This window comes from Psychrosphaera aestuarii (assembly GCF_017948405.1).
Classification (GTDB): domain Bacteria; phylum Pseudomonadota; class Gammaproteobacteria; order Enterobacterales; family Alteromonadaceae; genus Psychrosphaera; species Psychrosphaera aestuarii.
In genome coordinates this window covers 1,828,416-1,840,538 of the sequence record NZ_CP072844.1, presented here as the reverse complement: position 1 = coordinate 1,840,538, position 12,123 = coordinate 1,828,416, and the positions used below count along the sequence as shown (strand labels likewise).

General features: G+C 38.7%; 13 protein-coding genes. 1 reads left to right on the top strand and 12 read right to left on the bottom strand.

Annotated elements, in window-relative coordinates:
- Positions 1-27 precede the first annotated feature (27 nt).
- The 10 genes from uspE to ccoN form a co-directional block, all read right to left on the bottom strand.
- Complete coding sequence (uspE, locus tag J9318_RS08405) at positions 28-957, bottom strand: universal stress protein UspE (protein ID WP_210559498.1); 930 nt, start codon at positions 955-957, stop codon at positions 28-30.
- Between the two features lie 94 nt (positions 958-1,051).
- Positions 1,052-1,777 (bottom strand): fumarate/nitrate reduction transcriptional regulator Fnr, encoded by a 726-nt coding sequence (gene fnr / locus J9318_RS08400; RefSeq protein ID WP_210559497.1) that lies wholly within the window; start codon positions 1,775-1,777, stop codon positions 1,052-1,054.
- Between the two features lie 2 nt (positions 1,778-1,779).
- The gene (locus J9318_RS08395; protein WP_210559496.1) at positions 1,780-2,451 is read right to left on the bottom strand and encodes a sulfite exporter TauE/SafE family protein; all 672 of its coding nucleotides are present in this window, start codon (positions 2,449-2,451) and stop codon (positions 1,780-1,782) included.
- Positions 2,448-2,687 carry a cbb3-type cytochrome oxidase assembly protein CcoS gene (gene ccoS, locus J9318_RS08390; RefSeq protein ID WP_210559495.1) on the bottom strand — a complete coding sequence of 80 codons (240 nt, stop codon included), beginning with the start codon at positions 2,685-2,687 and terminating at the stop codon, positions 2,448-2,450. The genes J9318_RS08395 and ccoS overlap by 4 nt, the downstream gene beginning before the upstream one ends.
- Positions 2,684-5,095: a heavy metal translocating P-type ATPase gene (locus J9318_RS08385; RefSeq protein ID WP_210559494.1), complete on the bottom strand. Its 2,412-nt coding sequence runs from the start codon at positions 5,093-5,095 to the stop codon at positions 2,684-2,686. Before J9318_RS08385 ends, ccoS begins: the two co-directional genes overlap by 4 nt.
- Before the next feature lie 5 nt (positions 5,096-5,100).
- Positions 5,101-5,580 carry a FixH family protein gene (locus J9318_RS08380; RefSeq protein ID WP_210559493.1) on the bottom strand — a complete coding sequence of 160 codons (480 nt, stop codon included), beginning with the start codon at positions 5,578-5,580 and terminating at the stop codon, positions 5,101-5,103.
- Between the two features lie 64 nt (positions 5,581-5,644).
- On the bottom strand, positions 5,645-6,613 hold the full coding sequence (locus J9318_RS08375; RefSeq protein ID WP_210562414.1) for a c-type cytochrome: 969 nt from the start codon (positions 6,611-6,613) through the stop codon (positions 5,645-5,647).
- Complete coding sequence (locus J9318_RS08370) at positions 6,606-6,788, bottom strand: cbb3-type cytochrome oxidase subunit 3 (RefSeq protein ID WP_210559492.1); 183 nt, start codon at positions 6,786-6,788, stop codon at positions 6,606-6,608. The genes J9318_RS08375 and J9318_RS08370 overlap by 8 nt, the downstream gene beginning before the upstream one ends.
- Positions 6,789-6,793: 5 nt before the next feature.
- On the bottom strand, positions 6,794-7,441 hold the full coding sequence (ccoO, locus tag J9318_RS08365) for a cytochrome-c oxidase, cbb3-type subunit II (protein WP_210559491.1): 648 nt from the start codon (positions 7,439-7,441) through the stop codon (positions 6,794-6,796).
- A gap of 14 nt (positions 7,442-7,455) precedes the next feature.
- Positions 7,456-8,883: a cytochrome-c oxidase, cbb3-type subunit I gene (gene ccoN / locus J9318_RS08360; RefSeq protein ID WP_210559490.1), complete on the bottom strand. Its 1,428-nt coding sequence runs from the start codon at positions 8,881-8,883 to the stop codon at positions 7,456-7,458.
- 194 nt (positions 8,884-9,077) lie between these two features.
- Between ccoN and J9318_RS08355 the strand changes: the two genes are divergently transcribed.
- Entirely contained in the window at positions 9,078-9,512 is a 435-nt protein-coding gene (locus J9318_RS08355; RefSeq protein ID WP_210559489.1) for a hypothetical protein, read from the top strand.
- Between the two features lie 15 nt (positions 9,513-9,527).
- On the opposite strand, the gene J9318_RS08350 is transcribed toward J9318_RS08355, so the two are convergent.
- Positions 9,528-10,085, bottom strand: a complete 558-nt coding sequence (locus tag J9318_RS08350; RefSeq protein ID WP_210559488.1) for a redoxin domain-containing protein — start codon at positions 10,083-10,085, stop codon at positions 9,528-9,530.
- A 111-nt stretch (positions 10,086-10,196) separates the two neighbouring features.
- A complete protein-coding gene (locus tag J9318_RS08345; protein WP_210559487.1) occupies positions 10,197-12,116 on the bottom strand; it encodes a methyl-accepting chemotaxis protein in 1,920 nt (639 codons plus the stop codon).
- Between the last annotated feature and the right edge of the window lie 7 nt (positions 12,117-12,123).

Below are 12,123 nucleotides of genomic sequence, written 5' to 3'. Positions count from 1 at the left end.
GCCTTTGCACTAATATTGATAGGCAAGCTAAAGTTTTACTGGGCAAACAAAGTCTGAGGGCTTAATGGCAAGCAAATCGCAGTTGATATTATCTATTACATGCTCAGCCGTGTTACCAATAAGTGCGGCCGTTATACCGAGTCTGCCAACCGTTCCCATTACAACAAGCTCAGCATCTAAGTCGTTAGCCACTCTTGGGATGACATCTTCGGCCATTCCTTCAACGACATGGCAGCGTGTATTAGGCACTTCATGCTTATTTGCTAGTGCCTCCATAGACGTTAAATGATGTTGTTTCATGGTTGAATTATATTCGTTTGGATCAAATTCTGGAATTTCGACAGCGATATTGACAGGGGTTGGAGGATAAGCATTTATTAAATGAGTATCGGACTCCAGTAGTTCAGCAATGTGCTTTCCGTGACCGATGATCCGATCGTTTAACTCTTGATGCTTGTCATCTTCCGTACCAGCACTTACCGCAGCCAATACTTTACCGTGTTCAGGCCATTCGTGCTCTTTAACTAATAACAATGCACAAGGGCATTTACGTAACAAATGCCAATCTGTTGGCGTGAAAATAACCGATTTTAGCGTGTCATGGCTATGCGTCCCTTTAATCACTAGGTCATAATTCCCTTCAATTACCGTCCGGATGATGCTTTCGTATGGTCGGTTATGCCAAACGACTTTTGTTTTTATATCATGAGGGATAGTGGGGCTATGAGTGATGAGGTCCAGTAACCAACTTTCTCGGTCAGCAATTACTGCATCTCGCATATGTTGACGTTCATCAGAGGACAACATAGTCGTCATTTCATAGGAAAAATCATAAATAGTAAGAAATAGAGTAATACGAATTGGCTGTTTTTCTGCTAGTTCTAATGCTCGAGAAAGCGCTTTTTGTGTATCTTCGGTAGGATCGATAACGACTAAAACATTTTTGAAATCACTCATAAGTTATCCTTACTATTTCTTATTAAAACTTAGTTTAGTAAAGATAACGAAAAATGTGCGCGATAAAATTGCCCTAAATCAATAAACCAGTCAATTAGTTAACTAAATTTTCAACTTTAGGCAAATCTAAGACTGTAATAAACTTTCCATCAATAGATATAACACCCAGTTTCTGTAGCTTACTAAAAATACGACTAACGGTTTCAACAGTTAGCCCTAAGTAATTTCCAATTTCGGCTCGAGTCATAGGTAATCGAAAGGTGGTTGACGATAAACTGCGTTCACTAAAACGATTTGAAAGAGACGCTATAAAACTGCATATGCGCTGTTCGGCAGACTTTTTATTCAACAACATAAACATCGCTTGATCGTTAGATATCTCACTACTCATTAGACGCGTAATTTGTTGTCTTAAGTTTGGCATATGACCTGATAGGTCTTCGACGGTCGTGAACGGAATTTCACACACCATAGAGGTTTCCAATGCCTGAGCAAAAGTAATATGTTTATTAGTTGATAAAGCATCAAACCCAATGATATCGCCAGGAAGGTGAAATGCTGTAATTTGCTCAGTACCATCATTATCAACTAAGTACGACTTAAAGCTACCGGAGCGGACTGCATATAGTGTTTTAAGAGGTTGTCCAGCGTCAAATAGAGTTTGGCTCTTTTGATAAGGTTTTTTACGTTGTATCAAGTCGTCTAACTTACGTAACTCATTGTCATCTAGTGTAAATGGAATACATAGTTGATTGAGATTGCAGTTAGTGCAACTAATGCTAAACGCGCCACAATTATGTTTTTGTTTTGTGCCTGTCATTATTAGTCAATTCCCGTTAACTTTTGATACGTGACGTAAAGTTGATACAACGCCATTATAATGATCAAAGTCCCAAAAAAAAGGCGTATATTAGCGTTTCTTAAATAAATACTTATTTTGCTATTAAATACGGTCATACCGACAACCCCTGGCAAAGTACCTAGACCAAAACAAAACATAATAAGCCCGGCGTTAATTGGACTTTCAGAAACAACTGCTAAGCTCAAAGCAGTATATATTAATCCGCAGGGTAAGAAACCCCATAAAATGCCGTAAGCGAAACATTTAGATAAACTGTCTATCGGTAATATTTTTTTCTTTAATGGCTCAATAACACGATTTGCATGTTTACCAAGCCATTCTATGTTCAAAATAGCATTAGATATTTGGGCAACATGCAGGCCTATACCTATCATTAGCAAACTAGCAAATACGCTTAGAAATAATATGTTGCCATTCGTTAAAGTAAAAATTGATTGTGTAAAGTAGTTAGCAATAATTCCTATCAATGCATACCCAGTAATTCGCGACAGGCTAATAATACTGGCATAACGGACAAAACTTTTATTAGCCGGGACCGAGAAGCCTAACGCCATAGATAACGAACCACACATAGCAACACAGTGACCTACACCAAGTAATCCCATGAGAAATGCGGTAAGCAGTAAACTCACAAGCTTCCCTTTGGTTCTTTATCATGTGAATTTTCTTGGTCATTTGCATTTGAATTAGTATCGTCTTTTGACTCTGTCGATTGATTATTTCCCGAAGGCATATCATCCATTAGTATCGACAAACCTTGCTTCTCCATGTCTTCAAACTGTTCTGATTTAGTTGCCCAAAAAAACGCAACAACACCGATCACCATAAACAAAATGGCAACCGGAATAAGATAATAAATTATATTCATTTCAATAACCTCAACGAGTTACTAACTACAATAATCGAACTAGCTGACATACCAATTACTGCAATATATGGAGGTACAAGACCAAGCATTGCCACCGGCAATATACTTACGTTGTATAACAGGGCCCAATATAAATTTTGTTTAATGATTCGCCTTGTCTTAGCTGCATTATTTAACAGTATGTTGACTGCTTTTAACGAGTTGTTTACCACAATCACATCAGCCGCCTGCTTAGTAATATCTGCGCCGCTTCCCATTGCCAAACTTACGTCCGAACCGGCAAGAACAGGAGCATCATTTATTCCATCACCGACCATCAAGGTTGCATGACCATTTGATTGAAGCGTATTAATAATTTCAGCTTTACGCTTTGGTGAACAAGCAGTTTGCACTTCATCAAGTGGCAAGTTTTGAACTAAATGTGCCGCTTTAGTACTAGAATCACCCGTTAGCATTAACAATGTCTTACCGTCATTTTTTAACGCGGTTAATGATGACAATGCATCTGTTTTCAATTTATCCTGTGCTTGATAGCTAACAACAACACAATCATCTATAACAACTTGAATATTGAAGTCACTCACTTTTGTATTGCAAAATTCAGCGCTACCTATCTTTAATAGATGTCCGTTAACATCTCCGGAAATACCTTTGCCCATTTCAACCCGAACATTTGACACTTGGTTGGCGCTAGTATCAAAGCCAACTATACCCAATGACTCTTTATTAAACGCCTTAGCAATGGGGTGTTCAGATTGTTTTTCTAAACTATATATGTAACTAGCAATATCAGACTTAGTTAAGCCCGCAGGTAGAGGATCACTCGACCAGCGTTCATCTATAATGGAAAACTTGCCTTCGGAAAGTGTTCCTGTTTTATCAAATATGATTGTATCTATTTGATTGAGTCGATCAAAAGCAACGGCATCTTTTATTAATATACCTGTTTTCGACAATGTTGAAAGCACGCAAGTATATGCGGTAGGTGTCGCTAGACTTAACGCACAAGGGCAGGTGGCGACTAGTACCGATAATGAAATCCAAAGTGCATCAGCTGGACTATTTACGCTCCAATACCAGTAGGTAAATACTGATATAACGAGTTGTGCAAAAACAAACCAGTGCGCTACACGATCTGCAATTTGACTGTATTTGGGTTTAAAGTCAGAAAATGTTTCTTGTAGTTTATTTATTTCAGATAGAGCAGTTTGAGAACCAGTGGCCGTGACCCGAACTTTTATAAATCCGTCTGAATTTACACTTCCTGCAAGCACAGTATCGTCTGTTGACTTAAATACTGGCGCAAACTCACCGGTTAAAATTGATTCATTTACCTGCGTTTGACCTTCGATAATATTACCGTCGACTGCAATTTTCTCTCCGGCTTTTACAACGATAACATCATCAACTATTACGTCTTTGAGTAACACAGTTTGTTCTTCAGAGTTAACGATTTTTACAACGGTTTCAGGTAAAGATGCTGATAGGTTTGCATTGGATAAAATTGCTTTACTTTTAGCCCTGAATTCTAAATATTTACCTATTAGTAATAAAAAGGTAAACATTGATATACTTTCAAAAAACACTTCACCTTTATCACCGTCAAGACCGTTAATTATTAACTGATAAAGGCTAGCGATAAATGCACCATATATAGCAACAGAAACCGGTACATCCATATTCAGAGTTCTTGCTTGTAATGCTTTTATCGCTCCGGTTAAAAATGGAACTGCTGAATACAGAACAACAGGCATAGAAAGTAAAAAACTAATCCATTTAAAGTAACCGATTTGGTGACTTTCCATACTTTCAAATGCGCCAAAATACATAGCAACAGCAAGCATCATAACTTGCATTGTAAATAAGCCGGCAACGCCTAAGCGTTTTATATATTGTTTTTCTTTCTGTTTAATTGAGTGTTCTACATCAGATACCTTAAAGGGAGTGGCTGGATATCCGATGGTATTAAATTTTTGTAGAATAGTTGAAAGCTTTGTTAATTTGTTGTCCCAACTAATAATGGCACGCTGGCTAATTGTATTAACACTAATCTTCAATAAACCATCAATTTGGTATAAAGACTGTTCTATTAACCAAGCACAAGCAGCACAATGAATATTGTCTACCGATAGCGTAATTTCGTGATTTAGACCGTTACGCTTTGCTATAAGTTCAAGATAATCATCATCAGCATAAATTTCATATTGATTATTACTTATATCCTCCGCTGGCTTTGACGCGAGCTCAGAGCGAAACTCATAATAGCTATTTAAACCATTTCCAACAATGTGCTCAGCAACGGCTTTACAACCTCGACAGCAGACCGGCTGTGGAGCTGAATTAACATTTACAAATAGAGGCTCGTCAGTAACGAGGACATCAGAACCGCAATGAAAACAACTATCCAATGGTATTATTCCGCTTCTAATTTAACCCAATCATTGGCAGGAAAAGCAATTTTTTGCTGAACCTTCCAAGCGCCATCCATCGGCTCTACAAAAATGGTCCATTTACCCGTTAGGTGGGTATCTAATGTTTTACCAAATGTGCCGGTTGCGTTTGGAGTAACTACAAGTTCAAGATCGCGCTTGCCTTGAGTCGAATGAATCAAGTTAACTTTTAATGCGGAAAACGATTCTGACGATTTAAGCTCAATTCGGTCATTACTTAATCGAACGTTTAATTCAATTCCAGAATCTTTGAAAGCCTTGTACAACACTAGTTCTTGGTTTATTGCTTTGCCTTTTTTATAGTAATCATCAACCACCATTTCGGGTTGGTTTTGACTAGTAATAATAACTGTAGCTATACCCGCTATTACTGAGGAAACAGGAAGTGCAATTATTAACCATACCCATCCGTTTTTATACCAAGCTGTATTGTTCGATTTCATAAACTACTCATTATTCATTAGACATAAAAAAAGCCTCCGAAGAGGCCTTTTATTTTACCCTAAATTATTTGTCAGGGTGTGAAATATTATAAATATATGCAGAAATTACATGTACTTTATCTTCGCCAAGTACATCTTTCCATGCTGGCATAACACCATTACGACCGTAACGAAGCGTTTCTTCAACCGCTTTCTTAGAGCCACCATATAACCAAATGTTGTCAGTTAAGTTAGGAGCACCAAAAGGTAAGTTATGAGCCAAAGAACCTTTACCATCAGGACCATGACATGCTGCACACATCCCAAACTTCGCTTCACCCGCATCAGCTAACTTATCGTTAACTTTACGGCCTGCTAATTTAAGTACATACGCTGTCATCTCTTCGATACCTTGGTCGCCTAAAGCAGCTTCCCATGCCGGCATTGCTGCTTTACGTCCATACAATAAAGTTTCCTTTATAGTTTCTGGCGAGTCACCATATAACCAGTCGTTATCACGTAGGTTAGGGAATCCAGTTGAGCCTCGAGCATCAGAACCGTGACACAATGCACAGTTTTGCAAGTAAAGTCGTTGACCAACTTTAAAACCTTCATCGTCGTAAGCCAAATCTAAGATAGGCTTATCAGCTAGCGCTTTAAATACAGGACCATAAACTTCGTCTGCAGTCCTAACTTCCTGATCTAGAGCAACCAGTAAACCTTCAGCTTTCGCTTTTTCAGATAAAGCTTTAGATTCTGCTAGTGTTGTTATGCCTTGGTTAGAACTTTTCCAACCAAGTAAGCCTTCATAATTACCTAGACCAGGGAATAGGGCAAGGTAACCTACAGACCATACTAAGATGAAGTAGAATAGGTAAGTCCACCACTTAGGAAGTGGGTTATTTAACTCTTCTATGCCATCGAACTCGTGGCCCATTGACTCACCTTCTTCTACATGAGTGTAGTTTTTAAGGTTCGCCGTGATGATCACAAAACAGGCTACAATGGAGAATACCGTTAGGATAATTATCCACCAGCTCCAAAAATCAGTCATTATCATTTGATGATTCCTTTTTACGCGGACTATCGTTTACATCATCTTCTAAAATTGACTGGGCAATATCATCAAAATCTTTTTTTCGATTTTTGTTGTACGCCCAATAAACGATAACCAAAAATAAAAATAATAAAATTAGCGTGTAAACGCCTCTATAAGTACCGTAATCCATAACGCCTACTTAAGGTGAGTACCTAATTGTTGCAAGTATGCGATAAGCGCTTGCATTTCGGTCTTACCTTGAACTGCAGCTTGGGCTCCAGCTATATCTTCCGCAGAGTAAAGAGGAATATAATTTCCATCTTCATCTTTATGCGTTTTGCCAGCAGTAAGTTTGTTAAATACTTCAAACTTTTTAGCTGTGTACTCACCAGTCAGTACATTTTCATCTAACCAAGGGAAAGAAGGCATGTTTGACTGAGGAACAACGTCCCTTGGGTTCATTAAGTGAGCGTAGTGCCAGTCGTCACTGTAACGTTGACCGACACGAGCTAAATCAGGACCAGTACGTTTAGAGCCCCAAAGGAAAGGGTGATCCCAAACTGATTCGCCAGCTACTGAATAATGCCCATAACGCTCAACTTCAGCACGAAACGGACGGATCATTTGGCTATGACAGTTATTACATCCTTCACGAATGTATATGTCGCGACCTTCCATTTCTAATGCAGTTAATGCACGTAAATTTTTGATTGGCTGTGTTGTGTCTTTTTGGAACATCAGCGGAGTAATTTCCACTAATGCACCAAAACTAATAGCGATAATTGTAAAGATAACGAGAAGAGGTACGCTTTTCTCAATTTTCTCATGATGGTTAGTTGCCATTATATAACTTCTCCTTACGCCGCTACTGGGTATTCTTCTTGCTGTGCTTTAGCACCGCGAACCGTTTTATAAACGTTGTAGGCCATGACTAACATACCAGCAACAATGAATACGCCACCAATGAATCGAACAATATAGAAAGGTTTTGAAGCTTCTAAGCTCTGTACGAAACTGTAGGTTAAAGTACCATCAGCGTTTACAGCACGCCACATTAGACCTTGCATAACACCAGAAATCCACATAGCTACAATGTACAGAACTACACCGATTGTATGTAACCAGAAGTGGTGATTAACTAGTTTAAGGTCAAACATTTGAGTTTTACCGTAAAGGCGTGGAATCAAGTGATATAGAGCACCAATTGAAATCATCGCAACCCAACCAAGTGCGCCTGAGTGAACATGACCAATAGTCCAGTCGGTGTAATGCGAAAGCGCGTTAACTGATTTAATTGCCATCATTGGACCTTCAAACGTAGACATACCGTAGAAAGATAACGAAACAATTAAGAAACGTAACACAGGGTCAGTTTTAAGCTTATGCCATGCACCAGATAGCGTCATGATACCGTTGATCATGCCACCCCATGATGGAATAAACAGAATAACAGACATAACCATGCCAACAGACTGTGTCCAGTCTGGCAGTGCTGTGTAGTGTAAGTGATGAGGACCAGCCCAAATGTATAACGAAACTAAAGCCCAGAAGTGAACAACAGATAGGCGGTAAGAATAAACTGGGCGCTCGGCTTGTTTAGGAACAAAGTAATACATCATACCTAAGAAGCCTGCTGTTAATAGAAAGCCTACCGCATTATGTCCGTACCACCACTGTATCATGGCATCGACAGCGCCAGAATACATAGAATATGATTTCATTTCGTTTACTGCCATTGCTTGGCTGTTAACAATATGAAGAACCGCTACAGTGACAATAAAGCCCGCATAGAACCAGTTTGCTACATATATGTGACTTGTTTTGCGAATAGCTAATGTACCTAAAAATACATATGCATATGCAACCCAAACAACCGTAATAGCAATATCGATTGGCCATTCTAGTTCTGCGTACTCTTTAGATGTTGTGTAGCCTAAAGGTAGTGAGATGACAGCAGATATAATAATTGCTTGCCAGCCCCAGAAGGTAAATGCGGCGATTTTGTCGCTGATAAGTCGAACTTTACAAGTACGTTGAACAACATAATAAGATGTTGCGAATAGGGCACTAGTACCAAACGCAAAAATTACTGCGTTGGTGTGTAAAGGACGTAAACGTGAGAATGTTAACCAAGGTGTATCAAAGTTTAGTGCAGGCCATATTAATTGCGCAGCAATCAATACACCTACGCTCATACCAATGATACCCCACAATACAGTTGTTAAAGCGAACTGCCTAACAACCTTGTAGTTGTACTCTGGGTGAGCAATATTTGTTGTTGTCATAGTATGGTTCCACTTACCCGTGAAAATTGTGTTATTAAAGTTATAAATATTAGACTCTTTTTGAAATTTTGGCGGTAAATTATCCAAAATTACATAAAGGGACTATTACGCACGTGCATGATAAAGGCTTTGTGAGTAAAATCATAGCGAGCAACGCGATTATATTGTCCCAGATCAACATTATGAGAACCTAAGTGATTAAAAAACCAACATTGCTACAAATATTGTTATTCACCAGTGTCTTAGTTTTTTTCGTTAAGGGTTGTAAGCCATTTGATAACCCAGCAATTGAAGATGCCTGTCATTCACAAGGTACTCAATGTTTACAGCTTATATTTACTGATAGTAGGGCTGTTTTCGATCACTCTTTTTTGAAAGCTGAACAAATCACTAAAATGGAAATAGTTGCTACTAAACCAATCGAAAAGATTTGGCTAGAAGCAACAAACATGCAAATGGGGAGTATTCCAATCCATTTCGAGGAACATAAGGCATTAAACTATCAAGCAACTCTACTTGTAGGATTATGTTCGGAGCCTGTGATGGAGTGGGTAATGTACATTCGCTACCAGAATGGAAGCTTAGACCAACAAACCGTTCGCAGTTATTGGTCTAGTGAATATCTTTAAATACAAAAATCGGCTTTAACAATCTTTAACAACAGGCTCGTTATGGGTGCCACGAATTGGGTAATTGTTTTCAGGATTTCTCACCCATTTTAGACCCTCATACAAGGTATTAACTTCTGGTCTACAAAAAGGGTTATTGCTTATATCAACAGCGATAATTGTTTTGTCTCGGTTTATAATGAACAACGCCGGCTCCGAAAAAACGTGATCAGTCTCATGTTCATTTCTCGGTACCGACTGATACACGCCCAGTTTATCCATACCAGCAAGGCTTAAACCATAACCTAAGGTGAATCCGACATTTAAATCCGCTTTATGTTGCTCTAATTGTTTGTGACGATCAGCCGAAACGGCAATAAGCTCAATACCTAAATCAAGAAACAAATATTTATAATCTTCCAGCGTGTTTAGAAATTTAGTACACAAAGGGCAATGAGCGCCGCGATAAACTATAACCATCTGCCAATCAGCGTCTTTGTTTATGGTTGAACCTAGTGTAAAGGTTTCTGAGGGAGATAGTTTGACTTCTATATCGGGGAAGTTAGAACCAGGAAGTAATTTGTTGGTAAACATAGTCATCCTTTTTGATTTATCGATACTTATTGCTACGTTGGTTTAAATGAACTTAAACCCTTATTACGCAACAATAAGTATAGACGATCAAAAGGAGTTGCAGACCGGCCATTAATCGATTTTGAAGGTACCGACCATTTTATCGAGTTGCGCAGCTAAAGCCTTCAATTCGTCACTTGAATGTGCCATTTCTGACGCATTAAGTGCTGACTTTTCACTATTTTGACTCACCGTTTTAACATGTTCATTTATTTCGTTAACAACCGTAAGTTGCTCTTCAGTAGCCGTTGCTACTTGCAGATTTAGGCCTGATAAAGTGTCAATTTGTAGTGCTATTTCTTTTAAAGCCTCATTTGCTTCGTGAGCAGATTCGGCACCTTGCGTAGCCAGTTGCCTGTTTTCTCTAACACCTTGTACAGCAATTTCTGATTCAGCTTGTAATTGTGAAATCATTGATGCAATTTCGTCCGTAGACTCACTGGTTCGTTTCGCTAAATTTCGAACCTCATCAGCAACAACAGCAAACCCACGACCTTGTTCTCCAGCTCTAGCTGCTTCAATCGCTGCATTTAGCGCTAAAAGATTAGTTTGTTCAGAAACACCCCTGATAACGTCTAAAACACTACTAATATTTCCACTCTTTTCGGCTAATGATTCAATTGTGCCTGAAACACCTTTCATACCTTTTGCCATAACATCGATGAACTGGGCTGACTCACCAACAACAGTTTGAGCAACCTGTGCTTTTTCCATTGCAGCATTTGTAGCGTCAGAAGCGACGTTGGCACTTTTCGCGATGTCGCCAATAGTAATGCCCATTTGATTAATTGCAGTTGCGGCATGAATAGACTGGTCTCGCTCGAGTTCAGCGCTTGTTTTGGTTTCTAATGCACCGTGAGAAACCGTTTCTGAGGCTTCTTTTAATTCTAGAGAAGTATTGGATACATTCACGATCACATTGCGAATTTTGTCTAGAAATTGATTAAAGCCTTGAGCTAAATCAGAAATTTCATCATTACCGTAACGTTTAATACGATACGACAAGTCTCCAGAACCATCACCTAGATTTTTAAATACACGTGCTAACGCTAAAATTGGTAGCATTAACATCTTTGAGAAATAACGGGCAATAAAACCTAAAGCAAGAACCACAATGAAAAACCACATTACCATGTGATCGCGGCTTTCATTTAATCCGGCATAAAGCTCAGCAGTTGGTACTTCGGCAACAACATACCAATCTAAAGAGGGGATATAGCTAGTTGCTACAACTGAGTTACCATCGTTTGCAAAGGCAAAATCTTTTTCTTGTAATAGGGTAGATGTTTTTATATTGCTGTATTCTTCGCGTAATGTTTGATTACTTGCTTTGGCCTTATCCCTATGGATTTGCATTAAACCATTTTTATCAACTAAATAAACAAAACCAGTTTCTTCTATTTTGAATGCATTTAAGTAAGAAACCATATCGTTAAATGATTTAGATACACCAGAAATACCCTTATCACCAATCATTTGAAAGTTAACAAACATATCTACGTCACCATTCGGATAAGCGTAAATACTGGCAGATTCAGCCTGGTTACTATTAGTGAAAGCAAAGAACCAACCATCAACTGAGTCATTTTGTAGTACTCTTAAAAAGCCGTCTTGATTCCAGTACTGTGCTGTGTCTCTATTGGCAAAGGACGCATTACTAAGACCATTGGCAGCTTGAATATTCTTTAAGTATCTAACTAAAGTCTCTTCGCCATCTTTGCTTAAACCGCCATTAACCCAATTTAAAATAAATGGATTTGTAGCGATACCACGCGTAATTGTTTTCATTTTAGCGGTTTCGCCATCAATCGCATTACGAACTCGTTGAACTAGATTTGGTAGTTCTGATGTTTCCATTCGTTCCAACATAATGGACTGCGCTTTTGAATGACCAACATAGCTAACTATACTAGTAGAAATAATAATCGCGCCAATGAGGGTAAGCGTGATCTTCGTTTGGATCGGTAAAGAGAATATGAACTTCTTCAGCATAATAATT

Excerpts from the sequence above, each read along its gene's own strand:
- uspE (WP_210559498.1), bottom strand. The coding sequence starts at position 957 with ATGAGTGATTTCAAAAATGTTTTAGTCGTTATCGATCCTACCGAAGAT.
- fnr (WP_210559497.1), bottom strand. The coding sequence starts at position 1,777 with ATGACAGGCACAAAACAAAAACATAATTGTGGCGCGTTTAGCATTAGT.
- ccoS (WP_210559495.1), bottom strand. The coding sequence starts at position 2,687 with ATGAATATAATTTATTATCTTATTCCGGTTGCCATTTTGTTTATGGTG.
- J9318_RS08380 (WP_210559493.1), bottom strand. The coding sequence starts at position 5,580 with ATGAAATCGAACAATACAGCTTGGTATAAAAACGGATGGGTATGGTTA.
- J9318_RS08375 (WP_210562414.1), bottom strand. The coding sequence starts at position 6,613 with ATGACTGATTTTTGGAGCTGGTGGATAATTATCCTAACGGTATTCTCC.
- J9318_RS08370 (WP_210559492.1), bottom strand. The coding sequence starts at position 6,788 with ATGGATTACGGTACTTATAGAGGCGTTTACACGCTAATTTTATTATTT.
- ccoO (WP_210559491.1), bottom strand. The coding sequence starts at position 7,441 with ATGGCAACTAACCATCATGAGAAAATTGAGAAAAGCGTACCTCTTCTC.
- ccoN (WP_210559490.1), bottom strand. The coding sequence starts at position 8,883 with ATGACAACAACAAATATTGCTCACCCAGAGTACAACTACAAGGTTGTT.
- J9318_RS08350 (WP_210559488.1), bottom strand. The coding sequence starts at position 10,085 with ATGTTTACCAACAAATTACTTCCTGGTTCTAACTTCCCCGATATAGAA.
- J9318_RS08345 (WP_210559487.1), bottom strand. The coding sequence starts at position 12,116 with ATGCTGAAGAAGTTCATATTCTCTTTACCGATCCAAACGAAGATCACG.